Genomic DNA, 25167 nt, shown 5'->3' on the forward strand with positions numbered 1-25167 from the left:
TCGCCTTCGGCGATTTTTGAAAGAATAGGATGAGCAGTTGTAAAATAAAAGGAGACAAAATGAGAACGTTAGTAGAAGATTATGATATTGTTGTAGTTGGTGCCGGTCATGCCGGATGTGAAGCAGCACTTGCGGGCGCGCGCCTGGGCCTGAATACAGTGATGTTTACTGTAAGTGTAGACAGTATCGCATTAATGCCATGTAACCCGAACGTAGGCGGCAGTTCCAAAGGCCATCTGGTAAGAGAGCTTGATGCCCTGGGCGGTGAAATGGGAAAAAATATTGACAAGACCTTTATCCAGTCCAAAATGCTTAACTGTTCCAAAGGACCTGCAGTGCACTCCTTACGTGCGCAGGCTGACAAACAGGCATACAGCAATGAAATGAGAAAAACGCTTGAAAATACACCTAATCTGACTATTAAACAGGGAGAAGTAACAAAACTTCTGGTCGAGGACGGAAAGATTACAGGGGTAAAAACATATTCCGGTGCAACTTATAACTGTAAAGCAGTGGTCCTCTGTACAGGAACTTATTTAAAAGCAAGATGTATTTACGGTGATGTAAGTAATTATACAGGACCAAACGGACTGCAGGCAGCCAACTACCTGACTGATTCTCTGAAAGAGCTGGGAATTGAAATGTTCCGTTTTAAAACAGGAACACCTGCCCGTATTGCTGGAAATACAATTGACTACAGCAAAATGGAGGAACAGTTTGGAGATGAGAGAGTTGTACCATTTTCATTCTCAACTAATCCGGAAGATGTTCAGATAGAGCAGAAATCCTGCTGGCTGACATATACAAATGAGAAAACTCATGAGATCATTCGTGCAAACCTTGACCGTTCTCCGTTGTATTCCGGTATGATCGAAGGAACTGGTCCGCGTTATTGTCCGTCAATTGAAGATAAAGTAGTCCGTTTTGCAGATAAGAACCGTCATCAGGTATTTATTGAGCCGGAAGGCCTCTATACAAATGAGATGTATATCGGTGGAATGTCCAGTTCTCTGCCGGAAGATGTGCAGGAAGAAATGTATCATTCCGTACCGGGACTGGAACATGCAAAAATCGTTAAAAATGCATATGCCATCGAATATGACTGTATTAATCCACGTCAGTTATATCCTACACTGGAATTTAAGAAAATCAAAGGACTGTTCAGCGGTGGTCAGTTTAACGGAAGTTCAGGGTATGAAGAAGCAGCGGCGCAGGGACTGATCGCAGGAATTAATGCTGCTCTGGAAGTTAAAGGTCAGGAACAGCTGATTCTTGACCGTTCTGAGGCTTATATTGGTGTTCTTATTGATGATCTGGTAACAAAAGAAAACCATGAGCCATACAGAATGATGACCAGCAGAGCGGAGTACAGATTACTTCTCCGACAGGACAATGCGGATCTGAGACTTCGTAAAAAGGGATATCAGGCAGGGCTCATCAGTGAAGAGGATTATCAGAAAATCCTTACGAAAGAAGAACAGATAAAAACAGAGATCAGCAGAGTAGAACATACAAATATCGGAGCAAACAAAGAGGTTCAGACCCTTCTGGAAAGTTATAACAGCACACCGCTGAAATCCGGAACCACTCTGGCAGAACTGATCCGCCGTCCGGAACTTTCTTATGAAGCAATCAAACCACTTGATAAAGAACGTCCGGAGCTGCCATGGGATGTACAGGAACAGGTTGACATTAACATCAAGTATGATGGATATATCCGCAGACAGTTAAAACAGGTAGAACAGTTTAAGAAACTGGAAGCAAAGAAAATCCCGACAGATCTTGATTATGAGAAAGTTGGAAGCCTGAGAATCGAAGCACGTCAGAAACTGGAAGCATACAGACCGATTTCAATCGGACAGGCTTCCCGAATTTCAGGAGTTTCTCCTGCTGATATATCAGTTTTACTGGTGTATCTTTCCAGTACGAAATAATTAATAGAATACGTTTTAATGTACTTATAAAAACGGAAAATTGAAAAAATATTAAAATAGTACAAAAGAACATGCAAAAGAACGGAATGACGGACTTTAAATAACAAATAAAATCATAAAAGCACATAAAATAACTCTGTAAGGTGTGCGAAAATAATAAAATAAAGATAGAAAAAGGAGAATAATACATGCCGTATAATCTGACGACATTGGAAAATGGATGCAGAGAACTGGGTATAGAGCTGAGCCAGAAGCAGAAGAATCAGTTTATCCAGTTTTATGAATTCCTGGTAGAAAAAAATAAGGTTATGAATCTGACAGGTATTACTGAGTTTGAGGAAGTACTCACAAAGCACTTTCTTGACAGTCTTGCCTGTGTAAAAGCCATTGATATGACAAAAGTAAAAACAATTATGGACATCGGTACAGGTGCCGGATTTCCAGGTGTGCCTTTGAAAATTGCTTTTCCACATCTGGAGGCATGTCTGCTGGATTCTCTGAAAAAGAGGGTAAACTTCCTTGAGGAAAGTTTTGAGCTTCTTGGATTAGAAGGGATTAAGGCGATTCATGGAAGAGCAGAAGAGTATGCAAAAAATAAAGAGTATCGTGAGAAATATGATCTCTGTGTATCCAGGGCAGTATCAAACCTTGCAACTCTGTCAGAATATTGTCTTCCTTATGTAAAGACAGGAGGAACTTTCATTTCCTATAAATCAGGAACTGTACAGGAAGAGGCAGAAGAAGCAGAGAAAGCAATCAATATCCTCGGTGGTCAGGTGAAAGACATCACATACTTTAAATTGCCGGACTCCGAGATTGATCGATCTCTTGTCATTATAAATAAGAAAAAATCTACACCTGGAAAGTATCCGCGTAAAGCAGGAACACCATTAAAAGAACCATTGTCATAATAAATCTATGTATAGTTGTCTCATGAAATCTTCTGGCAAAAAATGCCGAGATTTCGGGACAGCTATTTTTTTCAAACAAACATCACAGAATAATCACACTTTTATCCTAATTTCATCACAACTTCATCATAAACTATTTTTATAGAGATGTCCTCGGGTTCCCCCATTCTCTGTTTCACCTGGGGACATTTTCTATATTTTATTTTGGCAAAAATTAAGAGGAGGAGAACACATTGATTGAAGTAAACAATCTGGTTAAACGATATGGTGACCATACGGCAGTTGACCACCTTTCCTTTAAAATAGAGAAAGGCAAAATCTACGGATTTCTGGGACCAAACGGTGCAGGAAAATCCACTACAATGAATATGATAACCGGATATATTGCATCCACCGAAGGAACCGTCAAAATTGACGGACACGATATCCTCGAAGAACCGGAAGCGGCAAAGAAATGTATCGGTTATCTGCCTGAACAGCCGCCGGTCTATTTTGATATGACTGTCCTGGAATACATGAAATTTGTGGCAGATCTCAAGAAAATTCCAAAAGATAAAAAAACAAACATGATCGAAGAAATCATGGACATGGTAAAGATTTCAGACATGAGAAATCGTCTGATCAAGAACCTGTCAAAAGGTTACAGACAGAGAGTTGGTCTTGCTGAGGCGATTATGGGGTATCCGGAGGTGATCATCCTGGATGAACCGACAGTAGGTCTTGACCCTAAACAGATTATTGAAATCCGAACCTTAATTAAAGAATTAAAAAAGAAACATACCGTTATTCTCAGCTCGCATATACTTTCTGAAGTAAGCGCGGTATGCGATTACGTGCTGATCATTTCTCATGGAAAACTGGTAGCAAGCGATACTCCTGAGAATCTTGGAAAACTTGCAGAGGGATCCAACACTCTGGAGATGCTTATTAAAGGTGAAAAAACACAGATCAGGCAGGCTCTCGAGGGAATCGAGGGAGTCAACAGCGTAACAATGGAAAAAGATGAGAAACAGAATCTCTGGAGTGTGAAAGTTTCAACAGAAGAGCAGAATGACATTCGGGAAAAAGTATTCTACAAAATGTCGGAGATTAACAGCCCAATCTATGAGATGAAGTCCAGGAAAGTATCATTGGAGGAAATCTTCCTTGAACTTACTGCATCCGATAAACCAATATCTGCAGACGAAGTCCCAAATACACCTGAAGATAAAGATACTGATGCCGGTAAATCAAACGAGACAAACGTAAAACAGACATCAGCAGAAATACCGGAAGAACAGAATAATGATAAAGGGGGAGAGAAATAACCATGACAGCTATATATAAAAGAGAGCTGAAAAGTTACCTGACATCCATGGTAGGATATTTATTTATCTTTTTCATTCTTGTACTGACAGGTATTTATTTTTCAGCATACCAGCTTTCAGCAACATATCCGAAATTTGAATACACCTTAAGTGCAATTACCTTTGCATTCCTGATCGGAGTACCGATTTTGACTATGCGTGTACTTGCAGAGGAAAGAAAACAGAAAACAGATCAGCTGCTTCTGACAGCACCGGTTTCTGTGAGCGGTATTGTAATAGGTAAATATCTTGCACTGGTAACTGTATTTGCTGTTCCGATGGCAGTTATGTGTACTTATCCGCTGATTATGTCCAAGTTTGGCACAGTAGAGTTTGCATCTGCATATACAGCAGTCCTGGGATTCTTTCTCCTGGGATGTGCAAATATTGCAATCGGTGTATTTATGTCAGCATTAACTGAGAGCCAGGTAATTGCAGCGGTACTCACATTTGTTTTCTTATTTGCATTTTACATGATGAATGGTATTTCTTCATTCTTCTCTCAGACATCTATGTCGACATGCGTGACATTTGGGTTATTGATCCTGGCAGCAGCCATCATTATCTATACCATGATCAAGAATATTCTGATCTCAGCAGTGATCGGTGTGATCGGAGAAGTGGCACTGATTATTATTTATGTAGTAAAATCCAGTATTTTTGAGGGCGGTATTCAGAAAGTCCTGGATGTGTTTAATCTGAGCGGACACTTTGATAATTTTACAAGTAACATCTTTGATATAAAAGGAATTGTATATTTTCTTTCTGTGATCGCAGTATGCCTGTTCCTTACAACACAGTCTATTTTGAAGAGACGCTGGAATTAGTGGGGAGGTGAAAGAAAATGAAACTGAAAGAAAAGATGAAAAATAATAAGCATAAAAAATTTGACAAAAAGAAACTGATTGGCACCATCAGTAAGAAGCATATCAAAAACGGCTCTTACACAATGGTTATGTCAGTGATATTTATTGCAGTAGTTGTAGTGCTCAACATGATCGTAAATGCGATTCCGTCCAAATATTCAGAAATTGATATCAGCAGCCAGAAACTCTACAGTATTGGTGATGATACAAAAGCAATGCTGAAAGATCTGGACAAGGACGTAACAATTTATCAGATTGCACAGAGCGGTTCTGAAGATGAGAATATTACCAATCTGCTTAAGAAATATGAAGATGAATCCAAGCATATTAAAGTAGAGCAGAAGGATCCTGTAGTAAATCCTAAATTTGTAACAGAATATACAAGTGATGATCTTTCTGCAAACAGTTTGATCGTTGTATGCGGTGACAGAAATAAAGTCATTGATTACAACAATATCTATGAGAGTACAATGGACTATCAGACCTACAGCTCTCAGACCACTGGTTTCGACGGTGAAGGTCAGATCACAAGTGCGATTGGATATGTAACATCCGAAGATCTCCCGATTCTTTATACACTCGAGGGACATGGTGAGAAGGAGATGGATTCTACTATCAAAGAAGATATCGAGAAAGCAAATATGGATATTCAGTCTCTGAATCTTCTTACAGAGGGAAGTGTTCCGGATGATGCAGACTGCCTGTTCATTGATTCCCCGTCCACAGATATTTCAGAAGATGAAAAGACTGCTATTATTGATTATCTTGAAAATGGCGGAAAGGCGATGATTTTCTCTGATTATACAACAGAAGACATGCCAAACTTTGATGCAGTTCTGGAAAACTATGGTGTTCAGAGAGAAGCTGGAATCGTATTTGAAGGTGATAATCAGCATTATGCAATGCAGATGCCATATTATCTGGTTCCGACTATAAACAGCACAGATGCAAGCTCTGAGACTGTTTCCGGAGGATATTATGTACTTGCACCATATGCACAGGGAATCAGAAAAATGGATGATGTAAGAGATACCGTAACGATTAACAGTATTCTTACCACATCAGATCAGGCATATTCCAAGACAGATCTGAACAGTGATACTCTGGAGAAAGAAGACGGAGACGAAACTGGCCCGTTTGATCTGGGAGTAAGCATCACAGAGACTCTGGATGATGACAAAGAAACGCAGATCGTATACTATTCAACTTCCAATCTGATGGAATCACAGGTAAATCAGATGGTATCCGGCGGAAATGAGAAGCTGATCATCGAATCCCTGAAGTGGATGACAGACACAGAAGACAGTGCAACCGTATCTATCCCATCCAAGAGCCTGTCTGTATCTTATCTGACACTTACAGACTATGATGCTGCATTCTGGAAGATCTGCACCATCGGTCTGATTCCTGGATTCTTCCTTGTTGTAGGGTTTGCAGTCTGGATGAAGAGGAGAAAAGCTTAAATGAAGAATAAAACTGTAAAAATGGTTCTTGCAGTTGTAGTTCTTGGTGTCTGCTGCGGGGCTTACGTAGGTGTAAAAACCTACGTAGCCCATCAGGAGCAGAAAGAATCCGAAGAAGATTCTGAAGAAAGCACAACTGTATTTACTGCATCAACAGATAACATTAAATCTCTGGATTTTATGGTTGATGATACAGAGACAACATTTGAAAAAGATGATGACAGCTGGGTAAAGAAAGACGAAACAGATTTTCCGGTAAATCAGACTACTCTGGACAGTGCAGCATCTGCTATTGCATCTGTCGATTCGGACAGAGTTCTGGAGGACGTAGATGATCTTTCAGAATATGGTCTGGATTCTCCGTCAAACACGATTAAGATTGTAACAAAATCTGATGAGGAAGATGGCGATGACATAACAACTACACTGTATGTGGGAGATGAAAATTCCTCCACCAGTCAGTATTATGTAAGAAAAGATGATGATGAGAAGACAGTATACCTGATAGATTCTTCCTGCGTAGAGCCGTTTACCAAATCATTGAATGATTATGCGCAGATGGAAGATTTCCCTGCAATTTCCAATACAGATACCATTACAAAAATTTCTGTAGACGGCGATAATTCCTATGAATTATCAAAAGACGAAGATACAAGTATCTGGTCAGTAAAAGGCAGCGAGGATGAAGAAAAAGCAGACTCAGCTACCGTAAGTTCTCTGGTATCCTCATTCGGAAGCATGGCATATAGTTCACTTGCAGATTATAAATGCGACGACAAGAGCAAATATGGTCTGGATAAACCATATGCAACAATCATAGTAGATTACCAGGAAGAAGTTGCTGATGATGACACACAGGATAATACGACAGCTTCCAGTGAGGCAGCAGATGAAGATGCTTCATCTGCGGAAGAAAACAGTGACGATGCTAAACAGGATACAGAATCAGACGATGAGGATTCTTCGGAAGAAGAAACTAAGATGGCAGATAAGCAGCTTACAATTCTTGTTGGAAATGAAACGGATGACAGCAACAGATATGTCATGGTAAATGACAGCAATGAAGTCTATACGATGTCAACAGATACTCTGTCCGCGCTCACTGATAAATCAGAAGAAGACTTCTGGGATATGACAGTAAGTTATGTATCTTTAAATAACCTCGAAAGTCTCAAAGTAAATTATCAGGGCAGTGATTATAAAGTAAATGTTTCACGTGAAACATCCACTGACGATGACGGAAATGATACAGAAACAGTTACCTATAAATTGAATGGTTCTGATCTGGATGAAACAACATTTACAACATTCTACAATAAACTGATCAACATGACGGCTCAGAAACGTCTGACAGATAAATATGAACCTGACGGTGATGCAGAACTGACAGCTACATTTACAGAAGAAGACGGTGATACACAGGAAGTTGCATACTATAGCTACGATACAAACTATTATGCGGCAGTGGTGGATAATAAAGTATATCTCGTAAATAAGATGAATGTAAAAGAACTGTTCACAGCATTTGAATCAGTTGCCGGAACAGAAGAAGATAATTCAGGTGAGACGGATTCAGAAGAAGCAACGACAGATGATACTAAATCAGATTTAACAGATACGTCAAGTGAGAGCATAGAAGAGTAAAAGAATCTATAAAAAAGTGGAGCAGGCATATAGAATTTTTTCCATATGTCTGCTCCGCTTTTTGTTGTATTAGAGCGTGTTTGAAAAATTATTCCCACAATCTATCCGCCCCACTTTGCGGTATATTTTGTCCGAATTCGGTTGCTAGTACATCGTTTCGTAAATAACTATACCAATCGCGTAGGATGCGGATTCGAGTGTGCAGGTCTAAAAACGCAGGCGTAGCGGGCTACGCTGAGGCTTTTAGACCTGTGCACTCGGATTTGCAGACAAGTGAGTGGTATAGTTATTTCGAAAACGATGTACTAGAGTCAACGCAACGTCGCCTTTTTCCGACTTGAAATAAAAAATTATCCTTCAAGATTGTCCCAAGAATCAACTTGTCAGTTCATTTTCACTCTGGCTTAAAACAATAGTTATATATAAGGATTAAAAGAAGATTTTAACCTGTTCAAGAAATGCTTCCGGTGCTTCAACATGTGGAAGATGTTTCGTTTCTTTGAGAACAGAAACTTCAATAGCCGGGTTGGAGGCACAATAATCATCAGTGACAGCCTTTCCGTTCGGCTCCGTTTCACCTTCAACAATATAAATACTGTTATCCAGTGCCTTAAGTGCATGACAGATATTTACATTCATATACTTAGCTGCAAGACTGGAGTACAAAAATCTGGTATAATATCCACCTTTATGAGCTGCTTCATAATAAGCATCTGACATCTGATTATCCACATGGAATGGATTATAATACATCTTTTCGATAAAAAGATTATTTATATTATCACGTGATACGATCATATGATAAACCAGAGTTCCGAAAATCGGAATTTCCAGAGCTGCTTTTAACAGACGATCCTTTCTGTTTGGCATCTGTTTTAACTGAGTCAGGCTGGGAGGATTCACCAACATGATTTTGTTAAAAAGTTCTTTCTCATTGTGACAGGCCATAGTAACAAAAGAGCCTGAGAAGCCACTTGTAATCACATCTGTTTTCTGACCAATTATTTTTTTGATAAAATCACTGATCATCTGAACATAAACAAAATTTGTATAGGTAATGCTGGATTTGTCTGAACGTCCGCATCCTAACAGATCAACAGTATATACTGTATGGTCAATTGCCAGTTCATCTTCAATTTTGTTCCATTCATATCCGGAAGCTCCGGGTAAAGTGTCATGAATCAAAAGAATCGGTGAACCAGTTCCCTTTTTAGTATAATAAATGTTCCCAAAGCGCCATTCAAAGTAATTGTCATTAGAAATGTGGAGCATCTGTTTTAATTGTGCAGCAGTAGCAATCGTGTGGTTAATGAAATGAACAGCAACAGTTGCGCCGGTCATCAGAGCAGCAAATGTAAAAAATTTGTGCTTGTTTTTACTCATTTTCGGCCTCCTTTATCAAGCATAACAAGTGATTAGCCTGCTAAAATTATATACACATATTATACCGCGATACTGTTTGTTTTACAAGAAAATATGACGTGAATATAGTGGAGAGATTGTTGAGCAGTTACTGTTTATTGCTTTTTTGCGACCTCCGCAGAGGACTTACCTGATTCGGTTCAAGTATTGAAAAAACAGAAAAAGAACCATATGGACTGACAGGGAGAGAAAATGGCAATCATCACAAAATATACAATATTTATACTAAAAATAATCTGTTTTTTTATGTTTCACGTGAAACATTATGTGGCAGGATTAGAATAAAAGTGTTATAATAAATCTGCTATATACTAAAAGGAGGAATGAAGTTGGGAAGAATTGTAGCAGTTGCCAATCAGAAAGGTGGAGTTGGAAAGTCAACAACTGCAATTAATCTTTCAGCCTGCCTTGCGGAAAAAGGGAAAAAAGTTCTTACAATTGATATAGATCCACAGGGAAACACAACCAGTGGGCTTGGTGTTGATAAGAATTCTGTAGAGAATACACTGTATGAACTTCTGCTCGGTGAGGCTGAGACGAAAGATACGATTGTAAAAGATGTTGTTGAGAATGTGGATCTGATCCCATCTAATATTAATCTTTCCGGCGCAGAGATTGAATTAGTAGGCATTGATAATAAAGAATTTATATTAAAAGGAATCACAGATAAACTTCGGCGCAAATATGATTATATAATCATGGATTGTCCACCATCTTTAAATATGTTGACAATCAATGCACTGACCGCAGCCACATCTGTATTAGTGCCTATCCAGTGTGAATACTATGCTTTGGAAGGACTTTCACAGTTGATTCATACGATTGATCTTGTCAGGGATAGACTAAATAAACGCCTGAAAATAGAAGGTGTAGTATTTACTATGTATGATGCAAGAACAAATCTGTCTTTGCAGGTAGTAGAGAATGTCAAAGAAAATCTTAATCAGAATATATACAAAACAATTATTCCGAGAAACGTAAGATTAGCGGAAGCTCCAAGCTATGGCCAGCCCATAACAATTTATGATCCCAGATCGGCAGGAGCAGAGAGCTACAGACTTTTAGCTGAGGAAGTGCTCAACAGGGAGGATAATTAATGGCAGGCAGAAAGAATGGTCTTGGCAGAGGATTAGATGCACTGTTTCCGGAAAAGAAGTCTGCTGTCAAAGAATCTGTAAAGAAAGCAACAGTTAAGACAGAGAATAAAACGGTAGTACCTGAAAAGACAACAGATGATACAACGGAAGAAAGTAACAGAAGCACAATCGGGCATAAGAAAACAGCAATGATAGTAAAAATATCAAGCGTTGAACCTAATGTGAATCAGCCACGTAAACAGTTTGATGAAGATGCGTTACTTGAGTTGTCAGAATCCATTAAACAGTACGGAGTGCTTCAACCACTTCTTGTGTCCGATAAAAAGGACTATTATGAAATAATCGCAGGTGAAAGACGATGGAGAGCAGCAAAACTTGCCGGACTGAAAGAGATTCCTGTAATTGTTAAAGAATTTTCTGAACAGGAATTAGTAGAGATTTCCCTGATTGAGAATATTCAGCGGGAAGATTTAAATCCTGTGGAAGAAGCAATGGCGTATAAACGACTGATTGATGAATTTCATCTGAAACAGGACGAAATCGCAGAGCGTGTAGGGAAGAGCAGAACAGCAGTTACAAATGCAATGAGACTTCTCAAACTCAGTGAAAAAGTGCAGCAGATGCTGATTGATGAGATGATTACTGCCGGTCATGCCAGAGCAATCCTTTCGATAGCAGATAAGGAAAAGCAGGAATCAATTGCAATGAAAATTTTTGACGAGAAATTAAGTGTTCGTGAAACAGAAGCACTTGTAAAACGTATGCTGGAACCGCCAAAAACAGCAAAGAAGAGCAAATTCAGCTCTGCTGAGGATGCAATATATGAGAGTCTGGAAGAAAAAATGAAAAGTATCATGGGTACCAGAGTCCAGATACACAGAAAGAAAAATGACAAAGGTAAAATTGAAATTGAATATTATTCCAAGGATGAACTGGAAAGAATCATAGATCTTTTCGAATCCATTGGTTAGGAGTGACAGTAATATGAGTGGCATTTTTGAAAGCCTTGGAATTGATTCCGGGATCATCATTATTATACTGCTGATTCTTACTATCTTCCTGCTGGTAAGGAATATCAGTATGAATATGCGCCTGAGCCGTCTGGAACGTAAATATAAGACCTTCATGAAGGGTTCAGATGCACAGTCTCTGGAAAAAGTATTCGTTAGAAAATTCGCTCAGATAGACAAGCTCTATGATGCGAAGGAAGAACATGATCATGATCTTCTTTTTATCAAAAAGAATCTTGATAAAATGTTTAGTAAATATGGTGTAGAAAAGTATGACGCATTTGATGATGTAGGGGGAAAGTTAAGTTTTGCCCTGGCTTTGTTGGACAAAGAGAATACAGGCCTTATCTTAAATGCAGTACACAGCCGGGACAATTGCTTTTTGTATATGAAAGAAATTGTAAAAGGTGAATCCTATGTTATGCTCAGCCAGGAAGAGGTAGAGGCACTTCGTAAGGCAGTGAATTTTGGACTGGATAATATTGAAGAATAAAGCTGTTTAAAAGTTACTGTGAACAGTAATGTTTAAAATCTGAAAACAAGAGCATACTAAGAAAGAATCTGTTTTGTGCAGGAATGCACATGATATGATAAATTGATATCAGGGGAAAAGTTTTTGCCAGATTTCACCCTGACATCATTACATAATGTAATAGAACATTTCAGGAGGAACAAGATGTTAGATATTAAATTTGTGAGAGAAAATCCGGAAGTTGTAAAACAGAATATCCGCAACAAATTTCAGGATAATAAACTGGAATTAGTGGATAAAGTTCTGGAGCTGGACAGAGAGAACCGAGAAATTAAACAGGAAGTAGAAGCTCTTCGTGCAGAGAGAAATAAAATTTCCAAACAGATTGGTGCACTGATGGCACAGGGAAAGAAAGAAGAAGCTGAAGAAGTAAAGAAACAGGTAGCTGCTTCCGGAAACCGTATTGAAGAACTTTCCGCAAGAGAGAAAGAAGTAGAGGAAGAACTTCTCAAAGATATGATGGTAATTCCGAATATCATTGATCCATCTGTACCGATTGGTAAAGATGACAGCGAGAACGTAGAAATCGAGAAGTTTGGTGAACCGGTTGTTCCGGATTTTGAAGTGCCATACCATACAGAAATTATGGAAAACTTTGATGGAATCGATCTTGACAGTGCAAGACGTGTTGCGGGAAATGGTTTCTACTATTTAATGGGAGATATCGCAAGACTTCACTCTGCAGTAATCTCTTATGCACGTGATTTCATGATAAACAGAGGTTTTACTTACTGTGTACCTCCTTTCATGATCAGAAGCAATGTTGTAACAGGTGTAATGAGTTTTGCTGAGATGGATGCCATGATGTATAAGATTGAGGGTGAAGATTTATACCTGATCGGAACAAGTGAACATTCCATGATCGGTAAATTTATTGATCAGATCATTCCTGAGGAAGAACTTCCGAAAACTCTTACAAGCTATTCTCCATGTTTCCGTAAGGAAAAAGGTGCTCATGGACTTGAGGAGAGAGGTGTTTATCGTATCCATCAGTTTGAAAAACAGGAAATGATCGTTGTCTGCAGACCGGAAGAGAGTCCGATGTGGTTTGATAAATTATGGCAGAATACAGTAGATCTGTTCCGTTCTCTGGATATTCCGGTTCGTACACTTGAGTGCTGCTCCGGTGACCTGGCAGACCTGAAAGTAAAATCTCTTGACGTAGAAGCATGGTCTCCACGTCAGAAGAAATATTTCGAGGTAGGAAGCTGTTCAAACCTTGGTGATGCACAGGCACGTCGTCTTAAGATCCGTGTAAACGGAAAAGATGGTAAGAAATATCTTGCACATACATTAAATAATACTGTTGTAGCACCGCCCAGAATGTTGATCGCATTCCTGGAGAATAACCTGAATGCAGACGGTTCTGTAAATATTCCGAAAGCTCTGCAGCCATACATGGGTGGTATGACAAAGATTGAGAAAAAGCACGCTTAATGGAGGGTGAGCTTTTTCAGGGAGGTGTTCTTATGCACAGTTATCTGAGGGCAGTTGGTTTTTCCAGGATCACCAAAAGAAGCAGTATCAGACAGATCATTACGGATGTGGTTGAAACCTATGACGAGAAAACAGTCATAGAGAACTATCCGGATGGTATGTTTGCAGAGTTTTCCAAGAATTATGGATGCGATTGTGGAATTACTGTCTGCGGGCAGTATGATGAAAACAACGTATTTTATCCGGATTATTATTTTCCTTTTTTTCGCGGAACAGGCATTACAACACATGAGAGTGTTGTGATAGAAAGACACGCAGACAAAGAATCTTTTGCAGGTGCCTGTGACGATCTGAGAATTGGGGTTACTTTAATTTTTTATCTTCAGAATGCTGCTGAGTATCTGCAACAGCGTGAAAAAGGCAACATACTTCCGGGTGGCCAGTCTTTAACCCTTTCCGGGCTGGCCAGGGAAGGAAAAATCCTTTTTCCTGTAGAGAAAGATAAAGAAGCAGTAAAAGCAGAACGTGAACTGACAAAGAACAGAAATCATCTCATTGCAGCCGCCAGAAACGGTGATGAAGATGCAATGGAAAGCCTTACAATGGAGGATATGGATACATATTCCATGATTTCTCAGCGTATAGTTACAGACGATATTTTTTCAATAGTGGATTCCTATTTCATGCCATATGGGATTGAATGTGATCAATATAGTGTCATGGGTGAGATTCTGGATTTTATGACATTCAAGAACATTATAACAGGAGAAGAAATCTGCCAGCTTACATTAGACTGTAATGATATGCAGTTTGATGTTTGTATCAATAAGAATGATTTGCTGGGGGAGCCAAAGATCGGACGTAGATTCAAAGGAATCATATGGCTCCAGGGACAGTTGCACTATTAAAATTAAAAGATATGTTTAGAATGATAGCATGGACGAGAGTACTTCGCCCATGCTTTTTTTGTGTCATAGTACTTCGAACTCTGCTGAACTGTCTTAAATGCATTATTTACGAGGATTGCTATAAGACGTACAGAACAGAAATGGAATGAAGATATACAGGAAAACACCGGAAATCCAGAAGATACCACATTTCTGGAAGTAAAGGGAGATGTACTTTCTATGTGTTGATTTATTTGTAACATTTTTCGTTTATAGATGTTATATTAGTGAAAGAGATAAAAAACTGGAAACAAAACAGATATGAAAGGTGTATCCGGCGCAAAAATCAAGGAAGGGGGAATGATAGAAGTGGATAATCAAATCTTATTAAAGCTTTACAGCCTTTATCAGAAAGAATTATATTTATATTTGTATTCACTTTGTGGGGATAGACATCTGGCAGAAGATTTGCTCCATGAAACCTTCCTGAAAGCACTTCTGGCCTTGCCGGACGGACATGGCAATATGCGGGCATGGCTCTATATGGTAGCGAGAAACTTGTTCTATAATCAACAGAAAAAGAAATCACGGGAGATTCTGATGGATGAACAGATGTATCCTTTAGAAGAAAAAACGGAGAAAGGTCTGCCTGAAAAAATTTTCGAGGAAGAAGACAGGCGAATGCTTTATCAGGCAATCCGCAGACTGGATATAAAGAAGCGGGAAATCATTCAGATGCAGTATTTTGGCGGAATGACACAGAAAGAAATCGCGGCAGTTTTACATATCACGTTGGAAAATGTACGGGTGCTTGCATACCGGGCAAGGAAAGAATTAAAAAAATATCTGGAAGAGTGTAGAAAGGAGGAATCTCAATGACGTATCGTGAGTTACTGAACTTATATAAACAGGGAAAATTGGACGATGTTAGAAAAAAAGAAGTTGAAGCATCTATTGAAAAACAAGACGCAATCAGTGAATTTCTCTATGAAGAAGGTGAGATACCAGAATTTTCTGATCTGGAAAGTGAGAATGCAGAGAATCCGGAAAATGAAGAATGGTTATCAGGACAGAAAAACAATCAAAAAGATGAAATCAACAGGCAATTTATAAAAGAAATCAGGTGGTCAATCCGCAAGGCTTTTATTAAAATGGGAATAATTGTAGGAGTAGCTGTCCTTGTAATTGTTTTATGTGCTGTATTTATCCTTCCAAAGGCCGTGTCAGATTTTTATTATAATCCCAATGAAGTAGTTGGTAAATATGAAGAAATGACTACGACCAGAATGGATTTGGATCTTTCTGTTTATTCTGAGCTGTTTTTGCCGGGTAATCATCGTAGTCAGGTCAGTGCGGTATCGAGAGGGTATGGTGAATACGATATTATCATTCCGCAGACTTTTAGTTGGACTGGAAAATTCACTTCTGTCAGCGGACGTTTGGTGCGAGGAAACCTTACTTTTTATGACAATAACATATTGAGCAGACCACTTATGCAGTTTTATCTTCCGGGAGATACGACCGCATGGGAGGCGTGGGAAGTGGATGAAAATGGAAAAGAAACTAAAGTAGACACAGAAATGCGTAAGGAGGAAAGCGTTCAGGATTCCAAAGATGCAATCGCAGAATACAATGATAACGACTGGTATCTTGCCTATGTTTCCATAAATGATATTGTGGATTACAGAGATTTTATTGAGTGGTATCAGAAGCTGTCTGATGATAAAGAACTGGAATGGGGAGAACTCTGGTGTGCAGTTCATACGGAAGACGCGGATGGTTACTGTGTGGAACCAAACATTGGCTTTTGCCCGTATCCGTCGGGGATGAGCATGAATTGGGACAGAGAGAAATATCCGTATCTGTCGTTTCTGGATAATACAGATATCTGTCATGATGTGGATGTGACAGACGAAGAAACTATGCAGACTCATTTTATCAGCATGCTTTCCTACATTCAGGATTATGACGACATTATTTCAATGATGGGACAGACGACGGATTCTCCGAACAGATACCAGGATATGATTAACTACGTAAAGAAAAATGGGCTGAAGATCCATGGCTTTGCAGTTTATGCAAAGAAAAAGAATCTTCTCGAATTATATAAACAAGATATGGTGTCCTATGTCCAGACAATACTACAAAATTAAGAAAGAAGTGCAGATATATCAGAAGAGATATTTCTGCACTTTTTTAATCAAATCAGGTAAGCAGCGAAGCGGATTGTGAATATTTTTCTGAATGTAAAATTTAAAATGAGAAGCATAGATTATGCTTGTAATTTTTCTTTAGATATAGTAAAATCATAGCTATGGGTTAGGAATTCTCATAGTTCAGTTAGATATAGTATTCGTCTCTATAAAGAGAGCAGGGGTATTTCTCTGAGAAAAAAAACAACCCAGAAAAATCTGTGATTGACAGCTTGTAAAAGAGCTGATAATCTAATATATGGCCGAAGGGAAAAATTCCAGAAACCCAGTAAAATCAAGGGTTTGCGGCATGTGTCGTCATAGCTCAGCTGGATAGAGCACTCGCCTCCTAAGCGAGGGGTCGGAGGTTCAAATCCTCTTGGCGACGGGCTTCAAAGCGTTCGAAAATGTTAGCTGGATTAGCTGACAACGAACGCTTTTGTTATTTTCAAATCACGTTCGTGACACAAAATTCCATTCAAAATGATCAATTTCCAGCTAACGCAATCCGATTTTTGTTAGCTGACAGCTAATCAAAATCACCGGTTTGCAAACATGGGTTTTAGGAAGTCCAGCTAACATTTGGGTTCCGCTCTGTTGTCACCCCTTATTTGGGGATGCAAATCAGAGAAAAGGCGGGAAAAGAAACAATCTCTCCCAAACTTGCAAACATAAATTAGCTGAGCAAGCCAGTTTATCATCGTCATGGATACCTGGTTTGAAAGACTGATGGCGGAATAATAGATGCTGTGATAGAATGAAGAAAAGGATTTGAGGTGCAAACTGGAATTTGGAGGAAAGTATAATGAGTATAGTTGTTAATATATATTATTCCGGCGAAAATGGTTCTGCGCGAAAATTTGCAAAGGAGATGATTTCAAGCGGTACTGTTGATGCAATTAGAAATGAAGCGGGGAACATTAGATATGATTATTTTTTCCCTCTGGGAGATGAGGAAACTGTGCTACTGATTGACAGTTGGGAAAATCAAGAGAGCATTGACTTTCACCATCAATCACCCATGATGAATAAGATTGCGGAGTTAAGAGATAAATATAATCTTCACATGAAAGTAGAGCGATATCGGTCAGAAGATACGATTCCTGACACTGATCAAAAATATATAAGAAATTGACAACTTCCAGTTTGATGGAGAAAGCAAAAATCAGTCATGCCCTTTATCATATAGTTTCTGTATATTTTTTGGAAGTTTGTCAGGCAACATGGCATTTATAGCATCTTCGTTACCATCTTTCATTGCTGTTTCGTAATACCAGCACTTGAATTTTAAGAGGGAGAGAGTTTTTTGAAGTTCCTGAATTTCAGTTTCAACAGCTGATTTTCTGGTTTCAAATAATTCTTTCCTTTTTTCATAGCTGGAGCTGCCTTCAGATACCCAGATAAAAAATTGCTTTATATCTTTTATCTCAAGACCGGATTTCTTCAGACATTCAATGATACGAAGTGCTTCTAATTCATTATCGCTGAAATAACGGATATTTCCTTTGCGTTCCAGATTAGGGAAAAAGCCTTCCTTGTCATAATACCTTAATGTAGAAACAGGAAGATTAAACATTGCAGAGACCTGACCGATTGTATACATAAAAAACCTTCTTTCAAATTTATGCTTGACCTAAAGTTAACTTTAGGTTGTAAGATATTTATATCATATACTATTGTTAGTGTAATTACAAGAAATTTTGCATATGGAGGATGTTAAATATGTTAAAAACAGAAAAATTAAAGCTGGTATCTGAATGGGATAAAACTTTTCCACAGAGTGAAAAAGTAGACCATAAGAAAGTGACATTTGTAAATCGTTATGGAATCACACTTGCCGCAGATTTGTATAAACCGAAAAATGCATCTGGGAAATATCCTGCGATTGCCGTAAGCGGACCATTTGGGGCAGTCAAAGAACAGTGTTCCGGATTATATGCACAGACAATGGCTGAAAGAGGATATTTAACGATTGCATTTGACCCTTCTTTTACGGGGGAAAGTGGAGGCTATCCAAGATTTATGGCTTCTCCAGATATTAATACAGAAGATTTTATGGCTGCTGTTGATTTCCTTTCTGTTCGGGAAGATGTGGATCTGGATAAAATAGGAATCATTGGAATCTGCGGCTGGGGTGGAATGGCTCTTAACGCAGCTGCGTTGGATACAAGAATAAAAGCAACCGTTGCTTCTACCATGTATGATATGACAAGAGTAAATGTGAATGGATACTTTGATTCTGAGGACAGTGAAGAAGCACGTTATGCAAAGAAACAGTCACTGAATACCCTTAGGACAGAAGAATACCGTAAAGGCGAATATTCAAGAGGCGGTGGTTGTGTTCCCCTTCCGGTTCCGGAAGATGCACCTTTCTTCGTAAAAGATTACAGTGAGTATTATAAAGGCAGATGTTATCATAAAAGGAGTCTGAATTCAAATGATGGCTGGAACAGTATTGGATGTATGTCATTTATGAATCAGCCAATATTAAAGTACAGTAATGAAATCAGAAGTGCAGTCCTTATCATTCATGGAGAAAAAGCACACAGCTATTATTTTGGAAAAGATGCTTATGAAAATATGATTAAGAACAGCAAGTACACATCCAATAAAGAACTGCTGATAATTCCGGGAGCTGTTCATACAGATCTATACGATAATCCGGATGTGATCCCATTTGACAAAATTCAGAAATTTTTTAAAGAAAACGGAGTTGGTTAATTATGACGTGTGAAGAATATTTGAGTAATATGAAGCCCGGATATATCGTAGATGGTGGAAGTGAAGAACATCTGGTTATGCATGAGCTGTCTCAAAGGGCATTAAAGATAACGATGGAGCTGAATAACAAATATCATACAAAAGAAGAAATTATACAGCTTATGTCGGAACTTACCGGACAAAAAATAGATGAAAGTTTTGGAATGTTTCCTCCGTTTTATACGGATTGTGGGCGAAATATCCATATAGGCAAAAATGTTTTTATTAATGCAGGATGTAAGTTTCAGGATCAGGGTGGTATTTTTATAGAGGATGGAACTCTGATCGGACATAATGCAGTACTGGCAACGATCAATCATATGGAAGATCCCGAGAAAAGAGCTAGTATGATATTTCAGCCGATTCACATTGAAAAAAATGTATGGCTTGGAGCAAATGTGACGGTTCTTCCAGGGGTTACAATTGGTGAAGGTTCGATCATTGCAGCCGGAGCAGTTGTAACAAAAGATGTTCCGGCCAATATGATTGCGGCAGGAGTGCCTGCGAAAGTTATACGGAAGGTTAAAAAAGACACTGAAAAAGGAGAAATTTAATCATGGCAAAAAAAGTATTGATCATATCGACAAGTCTTCGAGGAGGCAGCAATTCTGATATGCTTGCAAATGAGTGTGCGAAGGGAGCGAAAGAAGTGGGGCATGATGTGGAACTGCTTTCTTTGAAAGGAAAAGATATCAAATATTGTATCGGTTGTTTATCCTGTCAGAAGACTGGAATGTGTGTATTGAAGGATGATGTTGCAGATATTATGGCAAAGGTAAAGGATGCAGAGGTCATTGTCTATGCAACACCAATTTATTACTATGAGATGTGCGGCCAGATGAAAACACTTCTTGATAGATTGAATCCGTTATATTCGACAGATTATTCATTCAGAGATATTTATATGATTGCAACTGCCGCTGAGAATGATGAAAGTGCATTTGAAAAAGCCTACAATGGTCTGCAGGGATGGGTAGACTGTTTTGAAAAGGCTTCCTTAAAAGGCATCGTAAGTGGCGGTGGAATTGATGACGCAAATACAGCTGCAAGCCATGTGGATGTGATGAAGAAAGCATATGAACTTGGAAGGGAATTATAATTTGTTGGTTGTCGCTACAAGAAAATCCATAACTTCAAGATGTGTAGGGCTGATAATCAGTCATTCTATGATTAGAAAAAAGAGATAATTACAATCAATAACGCCGGTGCGGGATTTTGATATCCAGTACCGGCGTTATTGATTCCACAGGGGCTTGGGGGTGTAGCCACCAAATATACTATTCGTTTTCTGCTTCGGCAAGTTTGTTAAGAATCCACTCCCGATTGATAACAATGTCCTCATCATCTCGGAGATCCTTGAAATCATCGCAGTGTGAAGAAGCAAATTCATACATATTGTCAATGTCAACTGCACCAGTGATCTCACCCTTATTAATGATTACAAGAATATTTGTTCCGTCGGCATCGACAGCAAAGCGCAGTTCATCAAATTCTTTATCAGGATCATTTTTGAGAATAGAATCTGTCGCAAGTAATTTAACAAGTTCCATTATCCTGTCATCTTTACCTGCATCAAAAATCTGTATCTTTTCAACGAGCTGATTTGGTGACGTTACGATTCGGGCTAAATATTTTTCAGTACGAAAATCAAACAAAGCATTTTCACCATAAAACATTTCATATGTCTTTTCTGCTTCTGATTCAGAAACCAGATAAATCATGATAAGATCTTCCATCTGGTGATAGAGTGTAGGATAGTTTAAACGAAAGGTCTCTCCACAGCTCGGGCAGGTATAAAGGAAAATAGATTGATTAAGTACCTTCTCTTTCATTTCAGGATTCAGTGCAGTATTAATACTGTCCCAGAGCTCAAAATCCCCCTCATGATGGCAGGAAGGACAAGTTACCTTTTCAATATGATGTTTTGACATAAATAATCCCCCTTTTAGTGAGATAAATCTATAGTTTTTCTATTGTAGAATAATCTTATCCGCTATTATTTCGCCAGAAAATTGCTCTGTATCTCTATAGTTTAAAGTTTACATGTTATGATCATGTATGAAGTTGGAACAGAATAAAAGATTGTGCTATACTATTGTTCAAGAAAAAAACTCATTGACATATTTCAATCTATTTAGGAGGATAAACGATCATGTGTACAGCAGCAACTTATAAAACAAAAGATTTTTACTTTGGACGAACCCTCGATTATGAATTCTCTTATGGTGATCAGATAGTAATTATACCACGTAATTATGCGTTTAATTTTCGCCATGTTGGCGATATGAAAAATCATTATGCAATTATTGGAATGGCTCATGTTGCAGAGGATTATCCTTTGTATTATGATGCTATGAATGAAAAAGGAGTGGCAATGGCAGGACTGAATTTTGTCGGAAATGCTGTTTATGCCGCGATTAAGTCAGATGTGGAAAATATTGCACAGTTTGAATTTATTCCGTGGATTTTAAGTCAGTGTTCTTCTTTAGTTGAAGTTCGCGAGCTTCTTGAACGAATTAATATTGTTAATACTCCTTTCAGCGAGCAATTACCATTAGCACAATTACACTGGATCATTTCTGATGAGAATGAGTCAATTACGGTAGAATCTATGTCAGATGGTTTGCATATTTATGACAATCCAGTAGGAGTGCTTACGAATAATCCGCCATTTCCACAGCAGATGTTTCAACTAAATAATTATATGTATTTATCTCCTAAACAGCCCAGAAATACTTTCTGCGAAAATTTGGCTCTTGATGCATATAGTAGAGGTATGGGAGGATTAGGTCTTCCGGGAGATCTCTCATCTTCCTCACGCTTTGTACGTGTAGCTTTTACAAAGGTAAATGCAATTTCAGGTGAATCAGAGGAAGAAAGCGTTAGCCAATTCTTCCACATTCTCGGATCTGTGGATCAGCAACGAGGATGTTGCGAAGTAGCGGATGGAAAATATGAAATCACATTGTATACGTCGTGTTGTAATGTTACAAAAGGTATTTATTATTACAATACTTATGAAAACCATCAGATCAGTGCAGTAGATATGCATGTAGAAAATCTGGATAGTGATAAAATGATTTGTTATCCAGTAATTCAAGGAGAACGAATCAACTATCAAAATAAATAATGTTTTGAAATCAGGGATGAGGTAGAAAGGAAAGTTCCATGACAAAAGATGAAGTAAAAAAACTCAGGATGAACAGTCCGGAATCACTACAGTTTTTAAATAATGCTACAAAATTTTATAATTTAATGATGATGTATCGTTGTGCTATTAGGGAGATACAAACTAAACTTGAGGTTTTGGATGATGAATTTTCAGTTGAGAACAATCGAAATCCTATTTCTTTTATAAAAACAAGAATTAAGCAGCCCAATAGTATTTACGATAAATTGCAGAAGATGGGATATGAATTTACAACAGAAAATATACAGACATATCTCAATGATGTAGCAGGCGTTCGAATAGTTTGTGCGTTTATTGACGATATTTATATGATATCAGATTTGATTACCCAACAGGATGATATTAAAGTTATTGAAATAAAAGATTATATAAAAAATCCAAAATCGAATGGTTATCGAAGCTATCATATGATTGTTGAAATACCAGTATTTTTTGCTAAGGGTAAAACACCTATGCGTGTAGAATTACAGATTCGAACCAATGGTATGGATTTCTGGGCAACATTGGAACATCAACTTCGCTATAAAAAAGGAATTGAAGAAATGCCTGGCTATGATGAGATAAGTGAAGAATTACTTCATTCTGCAAGAGCTATCATTGAAGCAGATAATGAAATGCAGAGAATAAAAGACAAAATTGGTATGTTCCACGAAATTTAGGGAGAAAACTGAGCAAGTAGGAAGGTGGAATATATATGAAACAAGATACTTTAGAGGGCAAAGCAAAAACAAAAAATGGGGTAAAACGGCTGTGTTTTTCCATAATCTGCATTCTTCTGGAAGTGATTTTTATTATTACTATCGTAACACGCTTGAATGAATATGCAGAAATCATAAATTTATTTACAAGGATTTTGAGTGGGATCTTGGTTTTGGGATTGTACGCATCAAATAAGACATCCTCTATGAAAATGCCTTGGGTCATCTTAATTCTAATTTTCCCAATTATGGGTGTAGGCCTGTATTTGTTGATTGGTTTGAATGGTGGCACACATAAAATGCGTGAGCGATATGCAGAAATTGATAGCAAATTGTTACCAATGCTTCCGGACAGTCAGGAGTGTTTGAGCAAAATAAAAGAAACAATTCCGAAAGCAGGAAATATAGCAAGTTACATACAAAGAAATTCGCAGTATCCAATCTATCAGAATACGGATATTGTGTATTTTGATGAAGCAGTGAAAGGATTAGAGGCACAGCTTAAGGATTTGGAGAAAGCACAGAAGTTTATCTTTATGGAATATCATGCGATAGAAGACGCTGAAGCATGGCATAAGATTCAAGATGTTCTGGAAGAGCGAGTAAAAGCAGGTGTGGAAGTTAGAGTATTCTACGATGATATGGGTTCTATAGGCTTTATTAACACAGATTTTGTGAAAAAGATGGAGGCAATAGGAATTCATTGCCGTGTATTCAATCCGTTTATGCCAGGTTTAAATCTGTTTTTGAACAATCGTGATCATAGAAAAATAACAGTTATTGATGGAAAAGTCGGATTTACAGGTGGATATAATCTAGCAAACGAATATTTTAATTACACACACCCGTATGGACAGTGGAAAGATACAGGTATTCGTTTAGAAGGAGATGCTGTTCAGTCGCTTACGGTGACATTTTTGGAAATGTGGAATGCAGTAAGTGATAAGGATGCTAATGATTCTGATTTTAGTAAATACCTTTTCCACTATGATTATGCGGCACAGCAAACTGGGTTTGTTCAACCTTATGCAGACAGCCCTATGGATAATGAGCAAGTAGGAGAAGAAGTTTATATCAGTATGATAAATAAAGCTGAAAAATATTGTTGGTTTATGACTCCATATCTAATCATAACAGATGAAATGACGCATGCGTTATGTCTGGCTGCTAAGCGAGGGATAGACGTAAGAATTATCACACCTGGTATCCCTGATAAAAAATTCATTTATAATATAACTCGTTCTTTTTATCATGGATTAGTTAAACATGGTGTTCGTGTTTATGAGTGGACTCCTGGTTTCTGTCATGCAAAAATGAGTGTGGCAGATGACTGTATGGCAACTTGTGGAACAATTAATCTGGATTATCGAAGTTTATATCACCATTTTGAAAACGGCTGTTTTATGGCAGATTGTCAGGCAGTTGTGGAAATAAAAAATGATCTGATAAGAACGATGGGAGAATGTCGTGATGTGACAGACCAATATCAAACCGGACGAAGTGCATATTTGCGACTGGGACAATTATTTATGAGATTATTTGCTGGATTGCTATAAGAATCTGATGAAACGACCTTTCAAAAAACAGTTGATTTAGAAGTTAACTGTTTTTGAAAGGCCGTTTTTGCTATATCTAACAGTCTGTTGTACAAAGAAGATTTTGCATGGATGAAAAAACAAACCTTGTTGAGGTTAAATTGAGTTTTCCATTGTATTGTATTGCTAATGAATAAGAATAAGAAAAAGAACAGACAATGCTGAATGCACTGGAAACAAGAA

Annotated in this window: 24 protein-coding genes and 1 tRNA gene; 22 read left to right on the top strand and 3 right to left on the bottom strand. The window is 38.1% G+C overall.

All coding sequences use genetic code 11. From position 1 onward, the window contains the following. Positions 1-59: 59 nt before the first annotated feature. The 7 genes from mnmG (at position 60) to G4417_RS17745 (ending at position 8331) form a co-directional block, all read left to right on the top strand. Positions 60-1934 (top strand): tRNA uridine-5-carboxymethylaminomethyl(34) synthesis enzyme MnmG, encoded by a 1875-nt coding sequence (mnmG, locus tag G4417_RS10690; RefSeq protein WP_020993345.1) that lies wholly within the window; start codon positions 60-62, stop codon positions 1932-1934. A gap of 188 nt (positions 1935-2122) precedes the next feature. Next, a complete protein-coding gene (gene rsmG / locus G4417_RS10695; protein ID WP_020993346.1) occupies positions 2123-2845 on the top strand; it encodes a 16S rRNA (guanine(527)-N(7))-methyltransferase RsmG in 723 nt (240 codons plus the stop codon). A 233-nt stretch (positions 2846-3078) separates the two neighbouring features. Further along, positions 3079-4152: an ABC transporter ATP-binding protein gene (locus tag G4417_RS10700; protein WP_173683437.1), complete on the top strand. Its 1074-nt coding sequence runs from the start codon at positions 3079-3081 to the stop codon at positions 4150-4152. A gap of 2 nt (positions 4153-4154) precedes the next feature. Then, positions 4155-5018, top strand: a complete 864-nt coding sequence (locus tag G4417_RS10705; protein WP_055200607.1) for an ABC transporter permease subunit — start codon at positions 4155-4157, stop codon at positions 5016-5018. 17 nt (positions 5019-5035) lie between these two features. Continuing rightward, positions 5036-6520 carry a GldG family protein gene (locus G4417_RS10710; protein ID WP_173683438.1) on the top strand — a complete coding sequence of 495 codons (1485 nt, stop codon included), beginning with the start codon at positions 5036-5038 and terminating at the stop codon, positions 6518-6520. Beyond that, on the top strand, positions 6521-8164 hold the full coding sequence (locus tag G4417_RS10715; RefSeq protein WP_173683439.1) for a DUF4340 domain-containing protein: 1644 nt from the start codon (positions 6521-6523) through the stop codon (positions 8162-8164). It abuts the gene before it with no gap. 80 nt (positions 8165-8244) lie between these two features. Next, complete coding sequence (locus tag G4417_RS17745) at positions 8245-8331, top strand: DUF6783 domain-containing protein (RefSeq protein ID WP_368197030.1); 87 nt, start codon at positions 8245-8247, stop codon at positions 8329-8331. A gap of 262 nt (positions 8332-8593) precedes the next feature. Here G4417_RS17745 and G4417_RS10720 read toward each other — a convergent pair whose 3' ends face one another. Continuing rightward, positions 8594-9547 carry an alpha/beta fold hydrolase gene (locus tag G4417_RS10720; RefSeq protein WP_022379903.1) on the bottom strand — a complete coding sequence of 318 codons (954 nt, stop codon included), beginning with the start codon at positions 9545-9547 and terminating at the stop codon, positions 8594-8596. A gap of 368 nt (positions 9548-9915) precedes the next feature. Here G4417_RS10720 and G4417_RS10725 point away from each other — a divergent pair, with 368 nt between their 5' ends. From G4417_RS10725 to G4417_RS10765, 9 genes are all read left to right on the top strand, one after another. Continuing rightward, positions 9916-10683 (top strand): ParA family protein, encoded by a 768-nt coding sequence (locus G4417_RS10725; RefSeq protein ID WP_022379905.1) that lies wholly within the window; start codon positions 9916-9918, stop codon positions 10681-10683. Continuing rightward, positions 10683-11654, top strand: coding sequence for a ParB/RepB/Spo0J family partition protein (locus tag G4417_RS10730; RefSeq protein ID WP_022379906.1), 972 nt, complete (start codon positions 10683-10685; stop codon positions 11652-11654). Before G4417_RS10725 ends, G4417_RS10730 begins: the two co-directional genes overlap by 1 nt. A 13-nt stretch (positions 11655-11667) precedes the next feature. Continuing rightward, on the top strand, positions 11668-12186 hold the full coding sequence (locus G4417_RS10735; protein ID WP_022379907.1) for a DUF4446 family protein: 519 nt from the start codon (positions 11668-11670) through the stop codon (positions 12184-12186). 183 nt (positions 12187-12369) lie between these two features. Next, the gene (gene serS, locus G4417_RS10740; protein WP_022379908.1) at positions 12370-13662 is read left to right on the top strand and encodes a serine--tRNA ligase; all 1293 of its coding nucleotides are present in this window, start codon (positions 12370-12372) and stop codon (positions 13660-13662) included. A gap of 32 nt (positions 13663-13694) precedes the next feature. Next, positions 13695-14570: a DUF3881 family protein gene (locus G4417_RS10745; protein ID WP_173683440.1), complete on the top strand. Its 876-nt coding sequence runs from the start codon at positions 13695-13697 to the stop codon at positions 14568-14570. Positions 14571-14870: 300 nt separating this feature from the next. Beyond that, positions 14871-15428 (top strand): RNA polymerase sigma factor, encoded by a 558-nt coding sequence (locus tag G4417_RS10750; protein WP_243872125.1) that lies wholly within the window; start codon positions 14871-14873, stop codon positions 15426-15428. Beyond that, on the top strand, positions 15425-16702 hold the full coding sequence (locus G4417_RS10755; protein WP_173683442.1) for an anti-sigma factor C-terminal domain-containing protein: 1278 nt from the start codon (positions 15425-15427) through the stop codon (positions 16700-16702). The genes G4417_RS10750 and G4417_RS10755 overlap by 4 nt, the downstream gene beginning before the upstream one ends. Before the next feature lie 353 nt (positions 16703-17055). Continuing rightward, a tRNA-Arg gene (locus tag G4417_RS10760) sits at positions 17056-17129 on the top strand. 417 nt (positions 17130-17546) lie between these two features. Further along, complete coding sequence (locus G4417_RS10765; protein ID WP_062808198.1) at positions 17547-17876, top strand: antibiotic biosynthesis monooxygenase family protein; 330 nt, start codon at positions 17547-17549, stop codon at positions 17874-17876. Positions 17877-17906: 30 nt separating this feature from the next. Here the strand turns inward: G4417_RS10765 and G4417_RS10770 are convergent, their stop codons facing one another. Beyond that, positions 17907-18344 carry a MerR family transcriptional regulator gene (locus G4417_RS10770; RefSeq protein ID WP_055154026.1) on the bottom strand — a complete coding sequence of 146 codons (438 nt, stop codon included), beginning with the start codon at positions 18342-18344 and terminating at the stop codon, positions 17907-17909. 119 nt (positions 18345-18463) lie between these two features. Here G4417_RS10770 and G4417_RS10775 point away from each other — a divergent pair, with 119 nt between their 5' ends. From G4417_RS10775 to G4417_RS10785, 3 genes are read left to right on the top strand one after another with little or no spacing between them, the layout of a single operon-like run. Beyond that, on the top strand, positions 18464-19462 hold the full coding sequence (locus G4417_RS10775; protein WP_173683443.1) for an alpha/beta hydrolase: 999 nt from the start codon (positions 18464-18466) through the stop codon (positions 19460-19462). Positions 19463-19464: 2 nt separating this feature from the next. Continuing rightward, positions 19465-20055 (top strand): sugar O-acetyltransferase, encoded by a 591-nt coding sequence (locus G4417_RS10780; RefSeq protein WP_173683444.1) that lies wholly within the window; start codon positions 19465-19467, stop codon positions 20053-20055. Positions 20056-20057: 2 nt separating this feature from the next. Then, positions 20058-20600 (top strand): flavodoxin family protein, encoded by a 543-nt coding sequence (locus G4417_RS10785; protein ID WP_173683445.1) that lies wholly within the window; start codon positions 20058-20060, stop codon positions 20598-20600. A gap of 178 nt (positions 20601-20778) precedes the next feature. On the opposite strand, the gene G4417_RS10790 is transcribed toward G4417_RS10785, so the two are convergent. Next, positions 20779-21432: a CpXC domain-containing protein gene (locus tag G4417_RS10790; RefSeq protein ID WP_173683446.1), complete on the bottom strand. Its 654-nt coding sequence runs from the start codon at positions 21430-21432 to the stop codon at positions 20779-20781. 221 nt (positions 21433-21653) lie between these two features. Here G4417_RS10790 and bsh point away from each other — a divergent pair, with 221 nt between their 5' ends. Genes bsh through cls form a run of 3 tightly spaced genes read left to right on the top strand, consistent with a single transcriptional unit; the run spans position 21654 to position 24945 of the window. Continuing rightward, a complete protein-coding gene (gene bsh / locus G4417_RS10795) occupies positions 21654-22631 on the top strand; it encodes a choloylglycine hydrolase (RefSeq protein WP_173683447.1) in 978 nt (325 codons plus the stop codon). 38 nt (positions 22632-22669) lie between these two features. After that, positions 22670-23350 carry a GTP pyrophosphokinase gene (locus G4417_RS10800; RefSeq protein ID WP_005360232.1) on the top strand — a complete coding sequence of 227 codons (681 nt, stop codon included), beginning with the start codon at positions 22670-22672 and terminating at the stop codon, positions 23348-23350. 35 nt (positions 23351-23385) lie between these two features. After that, positions 23386-24945: a cardiolipin synthase gene (gene cls / locus G4417_RS10805; protein WP_173683448.1), complete on the top strand. Its 1560-nt coding sequence runs from the start codon at positions 23386-23388 to the stop codon at positions 24943-24945. Positions 24946-25167 lie beyond the last annotated feature (222 nt).

The organism is Blautia wexlerae (assembly GCF_013300825.1).
Taxonomy (GTDB): Bacteria; Bacillota; Clostridia; order Lachnospirales; family Lachnospiraceae; genus Blautia_A; species Blautia_A wexlerae_B.